General features: G+C 63.8%; 10 protein-coding genes. 1 reads left to right on the top strand and 9 read right to left on the bottom strand.

Annotation, left to right across the window (positions count from 1 at the left end; translation table 11 throughout):
- Window positions 1-7: 7 nt before the first annotated feature.
- The 7 genes from pbpC to ACQ4MS_RS03890 all read right to left on the bottom strand — a co-directional run bounded on the left by pbpC (window position 8) and on the right by ACQ4MS_RS03890 (window position 14,072).
- Complete coding sequence (gene pbpC / locus ACQ4MS_RS03920) at window positions 8-2,272, bottom strand: penicillin-binding protein 1C (protein WP_431097865.1); 2,265 nt, start codon at window positions 2,270-2,272, stop codon at window positions 8-10.
- On the bottom strand, window positions 2,269-3,039 hold the full coding sequence (locus ACQ4MS_RS03915; protein WP_431097863.1) for a hypothetical protein: 771 nt from the start codon (window positions 3,037-3,039) through the stop codon (window positions 2,269-2,271). The genes pbpC and ACQ4MS_RS03915 overlap by 4 nt, the downstream gene beginning before the upstream one ends.
- A complete protein-coding gene (locus tag ACQ4MS_RS03910) occupies window positions 2,979-4,178 on the bottom strand; it encodes a serine hydrolase domain-containing protein (RefSeq protein WP_431097861.1) in 1,200 nt (399 codons plus the stop codon). Before ACQ4MS_RS03910 ends, ACQ4MS_RS03915 begins: the two co-directional genes overlap by 61 nt.
- On the bottom strand, window positions 4,175-10,144 hold the full coding sequence (locus ACQ4MS_RS03905) for an alpha-2-macroglobulin family protein (protein ID WP_431099532.1): 5,970 nt from the start codon (window positions 10,142-10,144) through the stop codon (window positions 4,175-4,177). Before ACQ4MS_RS03905 ends, ACQ4MS_RS03910 begins: the two co-directional genes overlap by 4 nt.
- Window positions 10,145-10,315: 171 nt before the next feature.
- Entirely contained in the window at window positions 10,316-11,797 is a 1,482-nt protein-coding gene (locus ACQ4MS_RS03900; RefSeq protein WP_431097860.1) for a DegQ family serine endoprotease, read from the bottom strand.
- Window positions 11,798-11,991: 194 nt separating this feature from the next.
- Entirely contained in the window at window positions 11,992-13,416 is a 1,425-nt protein-coding gene (locus tag ACQ4MS_RS03895; protein ID WP_431097859.1) for an ATP-binding protein, read from the bottom strand.
- A complete protein-coding gene (locus tag ACQ4MS_RS03890; RefSeq protein ID WP_431097858.1) occupies window positions 13,413-14,072 on the bottom strand; it encodes a response regulator in 660 nt (219 codons plus the stop codon). The genes ACQ4MS_RS03895 and ACQ4MS_RS03890 overlap by 4 nt, the downstream gene beginning before the upstream one ends.
- Window positions 14,073-14,318: 246 nt before the next feature.
- On the opposite strand from ACQ4MS_RS03890, the gene ACQ4MS_RS03885 reads away from it, so the two are divergent.
- Window positions 14,319-15,611 (top strand): tetratricopeptide repeat protein, encoded by a 1,293-nt coding sequence (locus ACQ4MS_RS03885; protein WP_431097856.1) that lies wholly within the window; start codon window positions 14,319-14,321, stop codon window positions 15,609-15,611.
- A 17-nt stretch (window positions 15,612-15,628) separates the two neighbouring features.
- On the opposite strand, the gene ACQ4MS_RS03880 is transcribed toward ACQ4MS_RS03885, so the two are convergent.
- Together ACQ4MS_RS03880 and argH are read right to left on the bottom strand one after the other, a co-directional pair.
- Window positions 15,629-17,095 carry a rhomboid family intramembrane serine protease gene (locus tag ACQ4MS_RS03880; RefSeq protein ID WP_431097855.1) on the bottom strand — a complete coding sequence of 489 codons (1,467 nt, stop codon included), beginning with the start codon at window positions 17,093-17,095 and terminating at the stop codon, window positions 15,629-15,631.
- A 20-nt stretch (window positions 17,096-17,115) separates the two neighbouring features.
- Window positions 17,116-18,525: an argininosuccinate lyase gene (gene argH / locus ACQ4MS_RS03875; RefSeq protein ID WP_431097854.1), complete on the bottom strand. Its 1,410-nt coding sequence runs from the start codon at window positions 18,523-18,525 to the stop codon at window positions 17,116-17,118.
- Between the last annotated feature and the right edge of the window lie 206 nt (window positions 18,526-18,731).

Raw genomic sequence — 18,731 nt, 5'->3', positions numbered from 1 at the left:
GGAAGGATCAACGCGCTGCAGCCACGCCACCACGCACGCTGGCTTCGCGCACACCGGCGCCGCGCACCTCGAGCCTGATCTCGTCGGCCACCTTGCCGCCGGCATCGACCAGCTGCACCACATGGCGGCCCGGCCAGGGCATCCACTGTGCCCGAGGGCCGCGCGCAAACTCCTTGCCGTCCATCAGCCAGCGCGTGCCGCGGCCTTCGGCGCTGAAGCTGACGCGCTGGTGTTTGGGCGGGATGTCCGGGTCCAGCGCAATGATGGTGCCCGAAGCGGGTGCAGTGATGCGGGGCGGGGTGTCCGGCTGGGCAGACGGTCTTTTCAAGCCATTTCGGCCTGTAGCCCCTTCCAAACGTGCGGGAGTAGCTCCTGAATTCATAGCAAAAATCGTCTGCTCCGTCCCTTTGAGAAACCATTCGGTACGGGTTGCTTCCAGCGGCGTACCGTCCTGGTTGCCAAACCGGATCTGGCTTTGCACCAGGCCGGCGGGCGGTGTGGGAGCGCGGCTGGCTTCGGTTTTGTGCAGGTAATTCATGACGGCGGCCCAGATGGGCGCGGCGCCTGTGGTGCCGCTGACGTCCCACATGGGCGCACCGCTGGCATTGCCGACCCATACGCCCACGGTGTAGCGCTGTGAAAATCCCATGGCCCAGTTGTCGCGCATGTCCTTGCTGGTGCCGGTTTTCACGGCGCTCCAGAAGCGTGTGGCAAGGATGCTGTCGGTGCCGAAGGTGCGGGCGCGTGCCATCGGGTCGGCCATGATGTCGGTGGCGATGAAGGCCGCGCGCGCGTCCAGCGCGGGCTTGAAGACCGGCTTGGGGTTTTTCACCAGCGAAGGCGCGCTGTAGCGCCCACCATTGGCCAGCGTGCGATAGGCATTGGTGAGGGACAGCAAAGACACCTCGCTGCTGCCCAGCGCCAGGCTGTAGCCGTAGTAGTCGCCGGACTCTTTCAGCGGCAGGCCGACGGCCTTGAGCTGTTTGTGAAAGGCGTCGGGCGACACCATCACCAGCGTGCGCACAGCCGGCACGTTCAGCGACGCACCGAGTGCGGTGCGCGCTGACACCAGACCCTTGAACTGCCGGTCGTAGTTTTGCGGAATGTAGAGGCCGCCGGCGGTCGGAATTTGCGACGAAGAATCTTCGAGCAGCGATGCCGCGGTGATGCGGCGCTCGGCAATGGCCTCTGCATACAAAAACGGCTTGAGCGTGGAGCCCGGCTGGCGCAGCGCCATTACGCCGTCAACCTCGGCCGCGCCGCTCAGTTCGCCCGACGAGCCTACCCACGCCAGCACCTCGCCGGTGGCGTTGTCCAGCACCACAATGGCGCCGTCCTCCACGTGGCGGCCCTGCAATTCACGCAGGTGTTGGGTCAGGGTCTGCACCGCAAAACGCTGTAGCGGCGCGCGTGCGGTAGAGGCCAGTGTGCGGGGTACGCCGCTACGGCCGGGGGTATCTGCCTGGGCGGCGAGCAGCCGGCGCGCCAGGTGCGGCGCCACGCCTTCGCTGGGGTCAAACGCCTTGCGCTGCAAGGCGGCGGTGGCAAACAGGTCCAGGCCTTCGCAGTCGGCTTTGGCCGGTGCCTGCATGGTTTTAAGTACGCCGCAGGCCCGCTGCGACACCTGCGCGGCTTTGGCATTGGGGGCGCGCACCAGCGCAGCGGCAATCGCCGCCTCGCGTTCATCGAGCCCATGCGCGGCCTTGCCAAACAGCGTGCGGCTCAGTGCGTCAATGCCCACCATCTCGCCCCGAAAAGGCACGAGGTTCAGATACGCTTCAAGAATCTGGTCCTTGCGCCAGCGTGCCTCCAGCACCTGAGCCGACACCGTTTGCCCCACCTTCTGCACCATGCTGCGGCCACCCGCGCCGGCACGCCAGTCTTCATCGAGCAGTCCTGCCAGTTGCATGCTGAGGGTCGAGGCGCCGCGGGTTTTGGTGTTCCACAGATTGCCCCAGGCGGCGGCGGATACGGCCCTCCAGTCCACACCGCTGTGTTCGTAAAAGCGTTTGTCTTCACTCAACACCAGCGCCGTACGCAGGGCAGGCGACACATCAGGCAAAGCCACCCACTGGCCACGCCGCACGGCGCTGTCGGTGCGCAGGCGCTGGATGACTTCGCCACTGCGGTCGAGGATCAGGGTGTCGGAAGGGCGGAAGTCGCGTTTGACTTCGTCGAAGGTGGCGACGGCATGTGCAGGCGAGATCGCCCCGCCCGCCAGAGCAAGGGCCAGCGTCAAGCTTGTGAAAATGCGTTTCGGCTCGCGATTCATTTCTTTGTGCAAAGTCTCAGGTTGGTCCGGGTGGCTTGCACCACCGGCAGATAGGCGTCTGAATCGCTAGGAGGGTAGCTCCCCTTGATTTCATCGTCAGACTTTGCGGCGTCAGGCGCGAGGCCTTGTAAAGTCTTGATGCAGGCCGCGCGGTCACCCAGCTTGAATTGTGTGAGGGCAAGGTCGTTCAATACCCAGGCCGATTCAATCCAATGGAGGAATGACTTGCACTGCGTTGCAACAGGCTGGATCACAGCCAAAGCGGCAGCGTAGTCTTTCGCCACATAACTCTTCTTGAAATTCTTCTTCGACTCATTAATGCTCTTGCGCACGCAAAGAGGCTCAGGCTTGCGGTACGTCCCCTCAAACCATGCCCGCATGCCGCAGAAATCGCGGCATGCGTCGGCGCCGTTGGTTGAGACCTTGACATCCTGGCCCTCGGTCTTGAAGCTCACCTGGCATGCGGATTTCCCGATCCTCGACTTGCCATCGACGATCACGCCATCCAGGTCGCATACGTGTGCGTTGGCTCCCTTGGTCTCTATCGCGAACTTTCCGCGCGGCTGAACCCGCAGCGTGCCCGATGCACCGTCACTGATCACGTATTCACCCTCGGCAGGCGTGCTGAACTGTGCAAGGGCCAGGTTGGCGCCCAGGAGCATGAATGCATAAAGGGCAAGTTTCACTTTAAAGCCTCTAGCCTGTTTCATGCCGGCAACCCGACCTTCGTCGCCGCGCCAAACATCTGCAGCAGCTGCGCCTGCCACGGCCCCTCGGCCTCCACGGCGGTCTGCACCAGCACAGTTTGCGTCACCCGGTCTACCAGCACGCGCTGTCCGTGGTGGCCATTCATCATCATCCAGCTGCCGTCGGCCTTGGGATGCCAGAAGAAATTCTTGTAGCCGAAGCCGCGCATGGCCGTGCCGTGCCGGACCTGTGCATCGGCGGCCGACCATGAGGAGCATTCGTCAACCCACTTCTTGCTTACGACCTGGCGGCCTTCCATGATGCCGTCCTGCGCGATCAACTGCGCCAGCCGCGCCCAGTCGCGCAGCCGTGCGCCAAAGCCTATGCAGTTGAACTCCTTGCCTTTGCTGTCGCACAGCCAGCTGGCGCTGCCCTCTGCGCCCAGCGGCTGCCACAGGGCTTCTTCGCAAAAGGCTGCCAGCGGTTTGCCGGTAACCTGGCGGATGACCATGCCGACGGTCAGTGGGCACAGTTCGTTGTAGTTGTAGCGTGTGCCGGGCGGCTCCTGCACGGCGTTCCAGCCGCGCACTACCGTCTCCAGGTCGCTGCCGCTGCCGAGGAAGGCGCGCGGGTAGATGGTGGGATTGTCGCGGTCGTGCAGGACGGCCGCGCCGCTGGACATATTGGCCAGGTGGCGCAGGGCAATACCGCCGTGCAGCGTTCCCTTGAGTTCGTCCACATACATCTGCGGCGTGTCGTCCATGGAACGGACCAGGCCTCGATCCAGGCAGATACCCAGCAGCAATGACGTCACGCTCTTGGCCATGGACCAGCTCGTCATGCGCATGTCGGGTTTGCGGTCGAACTGGTAGGACTCCAGCAGCACCGTACCCTTGCGCGCGATGAGCAGGCCTGTCACGGGCCAGGCCTTGAGGTAGTCCGCCGCCGATTCCGCAATGGGCGCGAATGCCTTGAGGCTTTCGGCCGGTGCCGTCTTCAGGGTGGAAGCCTGCGCCGGTGCGGCGATGGGCCGTGCCCGGAGCATGGTTTCATAGCCGCCGGAATAATTGCCAATGCGGTAGTCCTTGTCGGTCCAGTTGCGGTTGCCGCCCCAGCCCGTCGGGTAAGCGAAGCGTTGCTGCCAGTCGGCGGCGGCCGCCCCGCGCGGCAGGGCAATGCCCGCAGCCAGTGCGACGGCTAGGGAACGCCGCTGGATCATTTTGCGGCTTCCACTTTCACCCGCGCATTCGGGAACTCCCCGAACATTTCCGGCGCATACATGGCCTCGACCCGGCTAGGCGGCAGTGCGAAGTCGCCGACGTTGTTCAGGCGCACGGTGTATTCCATCTTCACCACGCCTTTAGGCAGGTATTCGTAGTAACTGCGGAAGGCTTCGAAGCTGCGTTCTTCAAATGCCGGCCAGCCTGCACCGGTTTTCTTTTCGCCGCTGGTGGCGATTTCGGAGTCACGGCCCAGACTGCCGCCGAGGATCGTCGCGCCGCCCGGCACCGGGTCGCTGATCACGACCCAGGTCATGTCGGCGCTGGCGTTGACTTCCAGCGTGATACGGATCACGTCGCCGCGCGTGTAGATGCCTTTGACGGCCTGCTCCACCGGGGTGATCGTTTTCTTGATCTGATAGCCGGCGTTGAAAGGCGCCTTCAGCTGGATGGCCGCGATGGATTGCAGCGTGAGCCACGGTTTGCCCGCGCCCTGGTGCGTCACGGTCAAGGTGTCCTTCGCTGCGCTGCCCCATGGCAGGAACATGCTGTTGTTGCGCAGGTTGCCGGGGGAAGCCGGCGCGCCGAAGAAGGTGGTCTGGTTGGGGGCTCCGGCCGCGTCAGTTGTCTTGACGCGGTCAACCTTGGCCCAGTCCACGTTCGCCGCACTGGCGGCCGCTGCTGCCAGCGTGGCCTTGGTCACACCCGCTACCGGCGTCGCTTCAAACTTGGCCGAGAACTTGTCCAGCGCCAGGCCGCCCCACAGGTTGGCCGTGGTGGTGTGCCACGCGCCCTTTTGCTGGCGCGCGATAAAGCCGTTGGCCAGGCGCCCCATGTCGTCCTTCCATGTGGGGTCGTCCATCACGGCCAGCATCAGGCGCGCGGTGTTGACGTCGCCGTTGGTCATCAGCCACCACCAGTAGTCGTCCTTCTCGGTGCTGAAGACCAGCTTGGTGCCCTGGAAGGACAGGCGCGAACGCAGTACCTGGTTGGCTTCGGCGATGCGCTGCTCGCGCTGCGGCACATCGGCCACGCGTTTGAGGATGTTGAGCCAGTCAATCACCGCATGCGTAGGCCACTGGTTGGGCGCAATCGTGATGCTGCCCAGCATGCGGCCCTGTGCCTTGCCGTAACGCGAGAGCGCCTCCAGCGCGGCCAGCTTGCGCACGTCCAGGTCCTTGCGCGGGCTCCAGAACTCGCGCTGGATGCGGCCTTCCACAAACGCGATCAGGCCGCGTTCCATCGGGGCACGCGCATCGTCGGGCAGGGCAAACGCCGGGTTGATGCCTGAGGCTTCGTGCGTGGCAGCCAGCAGGTAGGCTGTCAGTGCATCGCTGCCGCGGTTGGCTTCGCCGTCGCGCGGCGGGAAGTAATTGGCCAGGCCATCGCTGTCGAGGTAGCTGGGCAGCTGTGCCAACACCGTTTGCCACAGCTTGCCGTCGCGCAGGCCGACCGACTTGCTGGTTTTTTGCTCCAGGCAGATGAACGGGTACATCGCGAAATAGTCGCGCACACCGTCCATGCCTTCGGCCAGTTTCGGCTGCAGCGACATCTTCAGGCCGCCGCGGCCGGGCAGGGCGTCAGCCGGTGGATTCACGTCCAGCGTGAAATTGCCGTCGACCTGTACCAGCGTGGCTTGCTGCACGGTCAGTGGCACTGCCGGGATGATGCGCTGGCGTGCCTTGAGGCCGTCGCGTGCGCCGGAAATCGTGTCTTTGGCTTCGATCTCCCACAGGATGGCTTCAGCGCGTGTCAGCGCGAGCTGCGCCGGCGCAGTGACCATCCAGGCCACCTCACGCGCTTCGCCCGCGGGGATGTCCACCGTTTGCGGCTTCAAGTCCAGCAGCGTGGCGCGCGGGCTCACTTCGACCTTCATCGCCGCCTTGGTCGTGTTGCGCACCGTGATCTGCGCGCGGAACTGGTCGTCCTCACGCACCAGCGGCGGCAGGCCGCTGATAATCTGCAGGTCCTGTGTCGCGCGGATCGAGGTCTGGCCCGTGCCGAAGAGGCTGGTGCCGCTGTCGGCCACTGCCACGATCTTGAAGGTGGTCAGCGCATCGTTGAGCGGAACGGTCACCACGGCCTGGCCCTTGGCGTCCAGCACGATGTTCGGGTTCCACAACAGCAGGGTGTCCAGCAGTTCGCGCGTGTTGCTGCGCCCGCCGCCGCCGCCGGCCGCCACGGCCTTGCGGCCAAAGTGCCTGCGGCCGATGATTTCCATTTGCGCAGTCGACGTCTCTACGCCCCATGACCGGCGCCTAAGCATGGCGTTCAGCAAATCCCAGCTGTCGTTGGGCATCAGCTCCAGCAGGGCCTGGTCCACTGCGGCCAGTGCCACTTCGGCATTGGCGGCCGGCTGGCCATTGGGCAGTTTTGCGGTGATGGTCACCTTGGCCTGGCCGCGCACGGCGTAGCTTTCCTTATCGGCTTTTACGCTCACGTCCAGCTGGTGCGCCTTGGTGCCTACGCGAATCTCGGCCACGCCCAAGCGGAAGGCGGGCTTGCTCAAGTCCACCAGCGCGGTGGGCGCGACGTATTCACGGCCTTCGTACCAGAAGGAGGTCCACCATTCACGCGGCGCCTTGTAGCCCCAGGTGAAGAAGCTGTACCACGGCACTTCGCGCAGGCGGCCGCGCAGGGCCAGCACGCTCACGTACACATTGGGGCCCCAGCCTTCCTTGATCTGGAGGTTGATGGTCGGGTCTTGCCCGTTGAGCTGCACCACCTGCGTTTCGATGATGCCTTCGCGTTCAATCCCCACCAACGCGGTGGCAAAGCGGAAGGGCATGCGCACCTGGAACTTGGCGGTCTCGCCGGGCTGGTAGCTCTTCTTCTCGGGCAGCACGTCCATGCGGTCATGGTCTTCACCGCCAAACCAGAGCTCGCCCTGGCGCGTGACATACACATTACCGGCGGCCTGGATGGTGTTGCCGTCTTTGTCTTTGGCGGTCACGATCAGTTCGACCTCACCCGGCTCGCCGAGTTTGGTTTCGCACAGCAGCAGGCCGCGCGAATCGCTTTTGCCGCTGCAAACGCTGCCGAGGTTTTTGGTCTCGGTCTTGTTGTCGTAGGTGTAGAAGCCGCCCACCATGCGCTTGCGGCTGGTGGTGGTGATGCGCGCCACGGCATTCACCTCGAGCGACACGCCCGGGGCGATCTTGCCGGCCAGGTCAAGCGCCAGCGCCTGGAACTTGATCTTCTGGCTGCTCGATACCCAGCCTTCGGTCTTGATGCCGGCCACCACGGCGGCCGGCCAGACGGTAGAGACGCTGCGGATGGTCTGCACTTCGCCGTTCGGGTCGGCGTAAGTGGCTTCCATCAGCAACTCCTGCGGTTGCCTGTGCCGGGGGATGTCGTTGATGGTGAGCTTGCCCGCACCGTTGCGGTCCAGTGTGAGTGGCAGCTTGTCGGCGATCACCCGCTGGTCCTGCGAGGAGGTGGCTTCTTCATCGTCCGACCTGGCGGCCTGGTCGCGGTTGATGCGCGGCGGGCTGAAGTTGAATTCTTCGTAGTCGCTGTAGCTCAGGTTTTTGGGGCGCACCAGCGCCGACACGCGTACCGGCAAATTGACGGCGCCGCCCCCCGACACATAGTTGATCTGCACGTCGGTGGGCACCGCCTGCACATTGACCAGTGCTTTTTTCTCGGCAGGGGTTATGCGGCCTTCGAGCACCGGCAGGCGAAACTCTTCGACGCGGAACTGCCCGCTGGTAAAGCTGCGGTTGCGGCTACCCCGGCCCTCATTGCCGCTGTCGCCGCCGCCCTTGAGTTGCACGTCATACACGCCCAGCTTGGCAGCCGGCGGAATGGCGAACGTGTTCTCGGCGCTTTGCCCGCCGGTGGCGGTCTTTCGCCAGACGATGGGCTGGGTGTATTGCTGGCCGCTGCCCACATGCGTGATGACGAGCGTGGCAGGCGCAGTTTCAGGCAGGCCAAAACCTTTGCTGGTTTCGGTGCGCAGCACATGTTTCATCGACACGGTCTCACCGGCGCGGAACAGCGTGCGGTCAAAAATCGTGTGGGCCAATGCGTCGGGCACCGGATCGCGGCTGGTCGGCACGTTAAAACGCCAGGGTTCAATGCCCTTGTGCCAGTCGCTCCAGGTAAACGCCAGATCTTCCACGCCGCCAACCGTGCTGCGTGCGCTGACAAAGTAGGCATTGCGATAGTCTTCGCCCGAGCAGCGTGGCGGTCCGGAAGACAGGCCGTCGAAATTGGCGATGCCCTGTGCGTTGGTGACGGCCTTGGCAATTTCGGCGCCGTTGCAGCCGGAGACGCGCACCGTGGCGCCGGCCACCGGCGTGCCTTTGTCGAGCGTGGTGACCCAGGCCAGCGAGTTCTCCCGGCCCAGCTTGAAGTGCACGCCCAGGTTGGTCACCAGGGCGGAAGTGCGCACATACATGGTCCGGCTGTTGCCATAACGTTCGTCGAGCAGGGAGCCGCCCAGTTTTTGCGAAGCGATTTCGACCACATGGAAGCCGGGCGTCAGCGGGATGCCGACTACTTCGAAAGGACGCGGGTCGGTTCCTGCGGCGGGCTTGGGCAGGTCCAGCGTCTTCACGCCGGTCTGGCCGGCCAGCAGAGACACCATGCGCGTCTGCACGTAGTCCCGATCACGTGCCTCCAGCGATTTGGGAATGGGGCCCTTGATGTCGGCTGCGGCCGTCTTGCGCGAAACCTGGTAGTCGTCATAACGCTGCACCTTGCGGAACCACGCGATGATGTCGGCGTCGGTGCGGGGCTGGAGGTCACTGACTTTTCCGGCGGCACCAGGCGTGAGTCCTTTCAAGGCCAGCAGCGCTTCGACATTGCGCAGCGTGACGGGCAGGAGCGCCGGGTCGCCTGGTTTGGTGTTGGGCTCGGCAAAGCGCTCGACGATGCCGAAAGGAGAGGCGGCGAATTTGGCCAGCGGCGGCATGGAGCCGGTGGCCACCTTGAGCGGGAAGCTGTCGGCATTGCGTAGCGTGCGGCCCGAAGCGTCCTTGAAACCCCTGGGCAGCTCGAGTGTGAACTGCGCCTGTTCGGGGAACAGCGGCTTGAAGCTGATGTTGCTGACCACGCTGTCACCGTCGCTGTTTTCGCTGTCGAACACCGGCTTGTGCGTGTCCTTGTCGCCCTTCAGGCGAATCGCCTCGGCCAGCTTGCGCGGCACGGGGGTGTTGAAGTTCAGGGTCATGGGCCGCATCGGCAGGCAGGCCGACTGGGCGTTTTCCCGTTCGCAGGTAAAGCTTGCCGCAAACGGCTCGCGCACCTGGAAGTTGTAGCGTTTTTCCACCGAGTTGGGGATGCCGCTGGGTGTGCTCACGCCTTTGCCGTACACCAGTTGCACTTTGACGCCCGATGTCAGGCGCCGGTTGCAGGTCAGGGTGGCGTAGCGCAAGGGTTCCTGGGCTGCGGCCTTCTCCAGGCCCAGCGACTTGAGCAGTTCGTTGCGCTCGTTACCGTCGATGAGTTTGACAGGAACACGTTCACCCAGGCCTTCCACGTTGCACCAGACGTTCTCGCGAACGCTGGCCAGTGTGGCGGCACCGTTGAACTGCAGCACGAAGTATTGTTCTTCGTCGATGCGCTCGTAAGTGCCGGGCCGAAGGTTCTGGATGAAGGGGCCGCCGGTGTTGAATTTATAAGAGGTGTTGCCGCCAACGGGCTGGCTTTTGGGCGACTTGAAGGTGCTGACCACCTGCAGCGAACAGCTCACGCCGGGCGGCAGGTCGTTTTCAAATTCGAAAGCCCATTCGCGCTCATTGATCCAGCGGCCGGAGCCCTTCGTGGCCTGCGCATCACTGCAGCTCAGTGACAGCGGGGCTGGCGCCTTGGGGTCGCCGAAGTTGACGGCTCCCTCGTCGAATTTGGCGACGATTTGCCTGACACGCGCGACTTCGCCTTGCGGCGAAAGACTGGTGATTTGCAGGGCATGGGCATGCAGCGAGACAGCCGCGATCAGTGCCAGGGCGGCTTTTTTCATTATTGGGCTCACGTTTTCCTCTCCTTCGGGAGGCCAAGCGTAGCCGATATGGATGTAACAAAATGTCCAACGGCGCAGGAAGAAACGCCCAAAAAAAGCGGGCCTGGGCCCGCTGATGGTGTTTTACCGAGGGGACTTCCTGCAAAGCGGAGATCCCGGGCGTATTGATGTTCAGCCGAAGTTGACTGGCACAAAAATTTTGCTGTCGCCCCGCTGTATCAGAAGCGCCACGGATTTCTCGGCTTTGGCCACGGTGGCACGCACCTGGTCGATGTTTTTCACGGGAATGCCGTTGATGGACAGCAGCACGTCGCCGGGCTGTACACCCGCCATGGCCGCCGGGCCGCTCACCTGTTGGACCACCAGGCCGTTGTCCACGCCGGCTTCCTGTTTTTCTTCGGGTTGCAGCGGGCGCAGGGCCAAGCCCAGCTTGCCCTGGTTGGGAGCGTCTTTTCGGGGTGTGGCCTCGGCTGTTTTATCGTTGGCGCTGGCCAGCCTGGCGGTGATGACCTTGGCGGCGCCCTGCCGCCAGATGTCCAGCCGGACGCTGTCGCCGGGCGTTGCTAGGCCGATCAGCGCGGGCAGGTCACCTGAGGAAACGATGGGCTGGCCGTTCACACCGCGGATCACGTCACCCGGCTGCAGGCCGGCCTTGTCTGCCGGGCCGCCTTTTTCCACGCTGGAGACCAGTGCGCCTTCGGGCTTGTCCAGCTTGAAGGAATCGGCAAAGGACTGGTTGACCTCCTGCACCGCCACGCCCAGGCGCGCGTGCTCGACCTTGCCGGTCGCCACGATCTGGTTCTTGATGCGAATCGCCACGTCCACCGGGATGGCAAAAGACACCCCCTGGTAGCCGCCGCTGCGTGTATAGATCTGCGAGTTGATGCCCACGACCTCACCGCGCGCATTGAACAGCGGGCCGCCCGAATTACCCGGGTTGACGGCTACGTCGGTCTGGATGAAAGGTACTGCGCTGTCGTCGGGCAGTGAGCGGCCCTTGGCACTGACCACACCGGCGGTCACGGTGTTTTCAAAACCAAAGGGTGACCCGATGGCCAGCACCCATTCACCGACCTTGAGTTCGCTGATCTTGCCGAGCGTCACCACGGGCAGGTTTTTGGCGTCGATGCGTAGCACCGCCACGTCGGTCTTGGGGTCGGCACCCAACACCTTGGCGCGGTATTCGCGCCGGTCGGTCAGTTTCACGGTGACTTCTTTGGCGCCGCGCACCACGTGGGCGTTGGTCAGGATGACGCCGTCAGGGCTGACGATAAAACCTGAGCCCTGCCCGCGGGTGGGCATTTCCTGCTGGCCGCCGGGGCCTTGCTGGAAGCGTTTGAAGAACTCGAAGAACGGATCGCCTGGAAGTTCGTCGTCGCCGTCATCTTGTGCCAGCGGGGAGTCGTTTCGCACTTTGGTGGAGCCGGTCACGCTGATGTTGACGACTGCCGGGCCATAGCGTTCCGTGATCTGGGAGAAGTCCGGCAGGGCCAGCGGCGCGGAGCTTGTGCTGCCCGCGACGATGGCTGGCGGAACGGCCGCGGTGGCGACGGGGTGCAGGGCATTAAGCGCGCTGACGCCGGCGCCGCCGATGGCGCCCGCGGCCAGAAGCGCAGCGACCAGCCGGGTATTTTTCAATGCTTCAGATTTCATGGATGGCTTCCTAAGGTTGAGGGCACACACCGGTGCCGATGGGTACAACTATGGGGAGGCAGCCTTAGGAGGAGCTTAAATTTGCGCAGCGGAGGAAGAGCGCTGCATTGCGGCTGGGAATTCTGGCTAAAATAGGCTGTAGCCCAAGTGAAATGGGCGCAGATAGCTATCAAAAAGATAGCAAAATACGGCGGTCAGCCAGTGATTTCGCTCACCAGAAAGCGCACCTCAACCCGCAGCCCCCCCAGTCGCTCCGACGTGCCCAGCTGCAGCGTCGCACCGTGCCGCTCGGCGATCACCTTCACGATGGCCAATCCCAGGCCGCTGCCGGTTTCGGGTGTTAACACGGGATGGGCCGGGTTGGCCGATTCGCCCGCCGCAGCCGTGACGCTGGCGGCGCGGTAGAAGCGGTCAAACACGCGGTGCCGGTCTTCTGCGGCGATGCCCGGTCCGCTGTCTTCCACCAGCAACACCGGCTGCCCATCCTGCAGGCCCAGCGACACATCGACCTGGCCCCCCACCGGCGTGTATTTGACGGCGTTGTCCAGCAGGTTGCGCAGCAGGATGCGCAGGGCCTCGCTATGGCCCTTGACCTGCACGGCCTTCAGCGGCTCGGTGCCCGACAGGCCCAGATCAATTTGCCTGTGGCCGGCATGCGGCAAAACATCGGCAACAGCCAGCTTCACGATGTCCCGGAGGTCCACGAGCGTGGCGGCGACTGAGGCAAGGCCTGGGCTGGCCCCGTCTTCCGTTTGTGCCGTGCCGGCGGCTTCCTCGCGTGCCAGCACCAGAAGCTGCTCGACCAGCCGTATCGCCCGGTCTATCCCCTGGTTCAAGCGGGCAATGGCGGCCTCACGCGCAGCGGGCTCTTCGTCATTGCGGCGCAGGGCTTGCGCCTGCAGCTTGAGCGCCGTCAGCGGCGAGCGCAGCTCGTGCGCCGCATCGGCCACAAAATGCCGCTGCGCCTCGAAAGCGCCGCGCACCCGGCCAAACAGCAGGTTCAGCTCTTCCACCAGCGGCCGCACTTCGTCGGGCAGGCCATCGTTGGCCAGCGGCGACAGATCGTCGGCCAGGCGCCCCGCTACCTGCCGCCGGGCACGCTCGATGGGTGCCAGTGAGCGGCTGATGACCCACCACACGGCCAGCATCAGCAGCGGAGTGAGGTAGGCAAAAGGCAGCACGGCGCGCAAGGCCAGCGTGCGCGCGCGCGCCGACCGCGCATCCAGGTCCTGCGCGATCTGCACGGTTTGCAGCGCGGTCTGCAGGGTGTAAACGCGGTACCGGTTTCCGTGCGCTTCGACATCTGAAAAGCCGAGCACCGCGCGCGGTGGCAGGGCCGAGCGGGTCGAGCGGAAGATCTGCGTGCCATCCTGGCCCCAGATTTGCACATACACCTCGAAGCGGTCGTCCTCGTCGGCTTCTTCCATCGGGACATTGAGTGGAATACCGCTGCGCAGGGAACGCGCCATCTGCTGCAAATGGTCGTCGAACATCGCATCGGCCTGCTGCAAGGCGCCGCGATAAGCCGTGGCCGCCTGCAGCAGGGCGGCGAGGAAGATGGCGGCCAGTACAAACCAGAGCAGCCTTCTCCTCAGGGAGTGACTTGCCGGCTTCTTCATTGTTTGGGCACCAGATAGCCGAGGCCACGCACAGTCTGAATGATGTCGTTGCCCAGTTTTTTTCGCACACCGTGGATATACACCTCGACGGCGTTGCTGCTGATGTCGTCCTTCCAGCTGAAGAGTTTTTCTTCAAGCTGCGCACGCGACAGCACCACACCCGGGCGTACCAGCAGAGGTTCGAGCACGGCCCATTCGCGTGCCGAGAGCGACACCGACTGGCCGTTGAGGCTGGCTTCGCGCGTGGCCGGGTTCAGGCTCACGCCTTTGTGTTCAAACACCGGTTCGGCCCGGCCGGCGCTGCGGCGTATCAACGCACGTATGCGGGCCAGCAGCTCGTCCGTGTCATAAGGTTTGACGACATAGTCATCGGCACCGGCGTCCAGCCCGGCAATGCGGTCACCGACCGCATCGCGCGCCGTGGCCACCAGCACCGGGGTCGTGTTGCGGCGCGCACGCAAGGCGCGCAGCACTTCCAGGCCGTCACGTTTGGGCAGGCCCAGGTCCAGCAGCACCAGGTCGTACTGTTCGCTGTTCAGCGCCTCGTCGGCCATGCGGCCGTCACGCACCCAGTCCACTGCGTAGTGCTCGGCACGCAGCACCTGCAGCACGGTCTCGCCGATCATGGCGTCGTCTTCAACCAGCAATAAGCGCATGTTTCTTTCGTCAAGGGTGAGGCTGCCTGGCTTTTGCAAAGATTATGCGGCGACGGGGCTTAGGCGGACCTTAAACCCGAGGGCAGGCTCTTTTTGTCCCATGCCTTGCCCAGGCGGAGAGCTTGCCGAAAGGCTGCCCCTGTAGCGATTCCGGCGCACTAAAATGGCACCACAACAAGGGGGAGCTGAGATGGGAGAGTTCATGCAGGTGAGGCGGTTCGTCACAACACACGGCGCTCTTTAGACATGGTGGCCCGCAGTTCCGCGGTCAAGCCTTTCTGGCACCGCCTCAACAAATTCTTTGCCTTCCCGTTCCAGGCCACGCCGGTAGCCTATGCGCTTTTCCTGGCGTTCTGCAGCCTTCTGCCGGAGGTGCTTTTTTTCCTTCCGCGGGTATTCATGTGGGTGATTGTCGAGCTCGGTATATTGCTGGCCGCGAGCCAGTACGGCTTCAAGGTCGCCGTGCTTGGCTCGCGCGGCATATCGCGCGCGCGTGATTTTCCGTCGCGGCTTGAGGACGAGTGGAGCAGCCTTCCCTGGAAACTGTTCGGCGTTTTTGTCGTGCAGGCTGTTGTCCTGGGCGTGGTGGCATCGGTCAACAGCAAGCTCGCCACGGCGGCGACTTTCGTGTTTTCATTCCTGCTTCCAGCGACCGTCATTGTCCTGGTGCAGTCGGGCAGCGCGATGCGCTCGCTGAACCCTGCCGCGATCCTGGGTGTCGTGCGTGTGATCGGCGCGCCCTACCTCGCGTTGTGCCTGTTCCTGTTTCTTTTGAGCAGCGGTGCGCAGGTCGCGCTGACGCTGCTGTTGCCCCTGGTCAGCCTCTGGCTACTGGTGCCGTTGTTCAATTTTGCATTCATCTATTTCGGCTGGGTCATGGCCAGCCTGCTCGGCTACGTCATGTACCAACACCATGAGGGGCTCGACATTGACCTGCTGCCCGGTGCGGGCGCGGACGAGGCGCCACCCGAGCGCCGCAGTCCCGAACAGATCGCCCGACAGGAAACAGACGCGTTGGTCGCCGAACTGGTAACTGAAGGGGATATCCCCGCCGCGCTCGATATTGCCTATGAAGACCAGCGTTTGCGGCCCAACGACGTCGCTGCGCTGCGGCGTTATCACCGCGTATTGCTGATGACGGACAAGGTGCCAGCGCTCATTGAGCATGCGAAGCGTTTTATTGCGCTGTTGCTTCAGCAGGAGTCGGGGACGGAGGCGGTCAAGGCCTGGCAGGACTGCCGTACGCGCGAGCCGGCGTTTGTTCTTGAGGATGCGGGCCAGACGTTGGCCCTGGCGCGTGCAGCCTGGCGCACAGGTGACGCACAGGCGGCGCTTGCCATGCTGCGCAGTTTTGACAAGCGGTTTCGCGGGCACGCCGCGATTCCGCAGGCTTACGAACTCATCGCGCGGGTATTGACACAAGGTATGAACCGTGCCGATCTGGCTCGACCGGTGCTGGCCGTACTGGAGGAACGCTACCCCGACAGTGAGCCGACGCGCGAGGTGCGCTGGCTGCTGCGCGATCAACCAGCGGCCTGAAGCCGGGGAGTGGCGGCTCAAGCCTGCGCGAGAGCGCGCGTGGCCATGTCGTTGGGCGCAATCCGTTGCAAATGCGGCAGCCAGTACAGGGCGCGCTCGCGCTGCCCCGCACGCAACCAACCCTGCGCGCATATACCCAGCGTGTCAGCGAGTCCCGAATGCTCAGGGGCGCTCTTGAGTAGTGCGCGGCACAGTTTGTCGGCGTCCTCGAACTGGCGGGCACGCATGAAGCGGCGCGCCAGCCGTGCCATGTCGTCGGGTTTGAGCCGGGCGCCGGGTTTAGCTTGATCCAGGTAGGTTCGATAGCTGGCATGCTGCAGTTCCAGCGTCGAGTCATCGCTGGGCCTGAGGCGGAAGATGCAGTGCGCCGCGCTGTGGAAGTCTTCGCCGGCTGGCTGCAGTCGCGCAGTGTTGAACCAGGCGCGCAGCACCTCGCCGTCGGCGGGCCGCAGTTTCGCTGCGGCGCGCCATTGTGCGCAGGCAGCGTCGAATTTCATCCCGCCCGCGAGCCTTTTCGCCTCGGCAACATGCTGTTCAAAGCCGTCGCCGGCTTGCACGGCAGCCACGGGCGGCGGCGTAAGTTTGCGCCAGCGCATTGCCGCGGCCATCAGCAGCGCGCCGGTGAGTAGCCCACCCAGATGCGCCATATAGGCCACACCCTTGCCGCCGATCATGTGTTGCAGAAGCTCGTTGGCGATCCACGCCGGCAGCAGCAGCAGCGCGGGCGCAGTAACGTAATTGAAATAGAAAAACAGCTGGTAAAAAAAGCGGATGCGGCGCAGGCGATACATCACTGCATACATGCCCATCAAGGCGGAAATCGCGCCTGAAGCGCCCAGGCCATAACCGCCTTGCCCGGCGTAGGCCCAACCCGCCAGCAGTGAAGCACCCAACGCACCCGCGAGATAAAACGCCAGGTAGAGGCTGCGGCCCAGCGCAAGTTCGACGGAAAAACCAAACAGGAAGAGAAACACCATGTTTCCAATCAGGTGGCTGGTATCGGCATGCAGGAAAGCCGCCGTGATCCAGGTCACGGGCCGAAACGGCGCGTCCTTTGTGTTGTCCTGAGCCCAGTGTGCTGTGAACGGCACCGGCTGCAATTTTTCGTACTGGCGCCGGTCCTGCTGCCACTGTTGATGGCCCGGATGCCCGGGCGGGATGACGAGGCCGCCGTGCAAGCGCGCCAGGAAGGTTTTTTCGTATTCCAGGTCGTCCAGCAGTGCGCTGTAGCGGCGCTGCTCCAGCATGCGTTTAGCCGACGATGCGCGCGGTGACCTTGTCTCTTCAAGCCAGCCAACGAAGGCCGGCAGTTCCAGCGCTGGCAGACTGCTCGAAAGATAAAACGCCGCTGCTTTTTCCTGTGCACGCTCTTCGGCGCGCTGCGGCCCCCAGAAGACGGCGATGTTCACGAGGATCAGCAGAATCGTCAGCCACGGCGGGTTCCGCCAGGTTGGACGGTTTTCCAGCGGAATTGCGTAAAACATGCCTCCGCCGGCCGTTCAGTTCAGACCAGCCGCGCGCGGTGCCGCGCGATCTGCGCCTTCACCTGCGCCGGCGCGGTTCCGCCCAGGATGTTGCGGGCGTTGAGCGAGCCGCGCAGGCTCAGGCAGTCGTACACATCTTTTTCGATCTGGGGATTGAATTCCTGAAGTACGGAGAGCGGAAGCTCCGACAAATCGACCGCGTGTGAGGTCGCCGCCTTGACGGCGTGGGCCACGGTTTCGTGGGCGTCCCGGAAGGGCAGGCCTTTTTTGACCAGGTAGTCGGCCAGGTCGGTGGCGGTGGCGTAGCCGCGCAGTGCGGCTTTTTCCATCGCTTCTGGTTTTACGGTGATGCCGGCCACCATCTCGGCAAAGATGCGCAGCGTGTCTTTGAGCGTGTCGACGGTGTCGAACAGCGGCTCCTTGTCTTCCTGGTTGTCCTTGTTGTAGGCCAGGGGCTGGCCTTTCATCAAGGTGATCAGGCCCATCAGGTGGCCGACCACGCGGCCGGTCTTGCCGCGTGCGAGCTCGGGCACATCGGGGTTTTTCTTCTGCGGCATGATGGACGACCCTGTGGTGAAGCGGTCGGGGATGTGGATGAAGCCAAAGTTCTGGCTCATCCACAAGATCAGCTCCTCGCTCATGCGGCTGATGTGCACCATGGCCAGCGAGGCGGCGGCCGTGAACTCAATCGCGAAGTCGCGGTCGCTCACGGCGTCCAGGCTGTTCTGGCAGACCTGCGGCTTGCCGGTTTCATCCACCATACCCAGCGTTTTGGCCACGCGTTCGCGGTCCAGCGGATAGCTGGTGCCAGCCAGTGCGGCGGCGCCCAGCGGCAGGCGGTTTACGCGTTTCCTGATTTCCCGCATGCGCTCGGCGTCCCTGCTGAACATCTCCACATAAGCCAGCATGTGGTGGCCAAAGCTCACGGGCTGCGCTACCTGCAGGTGGGTAAAGCCCGGCAGGATGACTTCGGCGTTGGTTTCGGCGATGTCGACCAGCGCCTTTTGCAGGTCGGTCAGCAGGCCGCCAATCAGGTCGATCTCGCTGCGCAGCCACAGGCGCACATCAGTGGCCACCTGGTCGTTGCGGCTGCGGCCCGTGTGCAGGCGCTTGCCGGCGTCGCCCACCAGCTGGGTCAGGCGCGCCTCGATGTTGAAGTGCACGTCTTCGAGGTCCAGCTTCCATTCAAAGGCGCCGGAATCGATTTCAGCGGTGATCTGCGCCATGCCCTTCTGGATGCTGGCGTAGTCGGCAGCGGGAATGATTTTTTGCGCGGCCAGCATCTCGGCATGGGCGAGCGATCCGGCGATGTCGGCCTGCCACAGGCGCTTGTCGAAGAACACGCTGGACGTGTAGCGCTTCACCAGGTCGCTCATGGGCTCGGAAAAGAGGGCGGACCAGGCTTGGGACTTTTTGTCGAATTGATTCACGTCAGGGCTTTCTTTGAGGCAGTCGCTGGCTGGTCTGTGGGGTAAGCGCGCCATTTCGGGCAGATGTGCAGCCGGCCAGCCTAAATAGTGTTTAACCCATGGCCGAACGGACCCGGGCGGTGCAATACTCTTCCCTGTGATTTTATCTGCGCGCCGGGCCTTGCGGAGAAACCCGCTGCGCCTGGCCCCCACCGATCCGTTCTCGC

This window comes from Polaromonas aquatica (genome assembly GCF_050626995.1).
GTDB classification, from domain to species: Bacteria; Pseudomonadota; Gammaproteobacteria; order Burkholderiales; family Burkholderiaceae_C; genus Polaromonas; species Polaromonas aquatica_A.
Note: the sequence above shows the minus strand (reverse complement) of the source record. Positions and strands in the feature narration are given on the sequence as shown.

Excerpts from the sequence above, each read along its gene's own strand:
- ACQ4MS_RS03880 (WP_431097855.1), bottom strand. The coding sequence starts at position 17,095 with ATGTTTTACGCAATTCCGCTGGAAAACCGTCCAACCTGGCGGAACCCG.
- pbpC (WP_431097865.1), bottom strand. The coding sequence starts at position 2,272 with ATGAATCGCGAGCCGAAACGCATTTTCACAAGCTTGACGCTGGCCCTT.
- ACQ4MS_RS03905 (WP_431099532.1), bottom strand. The coding sequence starts at position 10,144 with ATGAAAAAAGCCGCCCTGGCACTGATCGCGGCTGTCTCGCTGCATGCC.
- ACQ4MS_RS03895 (WP_431097859.1), bottom strand. The coding sequence starts at position 13,416 with ATGAAGAAGCCGGCAAGTCACTCCCTGAGGAGAAGGCTGCTCTGGTTT.
- ACQ4MS_RS03910 (WP_431097861.1), bottom strand. The coding sequence starts at position 4,178 with ATGATCCAGCGGCGTTCCCTAGCCGTCGCACTGGCTGCGGGCATTGCC.
- ACQ4MS_RS03900 (WP_431097860.1), bottom strand. The coding sequence starts at position 11,797 with ATGAAATCTGAAGCATTGAAAAATACCCGGCTGGTCGCTGCGCTTCTG.
- ACQ4MS_RS03890 (WP_431097858.1), bottom strand. The coding sequence starts at position 14,072 with ATGCGCTTATTGCTGGTTGAAGACGACGCCATGATCGGCGAGACCGTG.
- ACQ4MS_RS03885 (WP_431097856.1), top strand. The coding sequence starts at position 14,319 with ATGGTGGCCCGCAGTTCCGCGGTCAAGCCTTTCTGGCACCGCCTCAAC.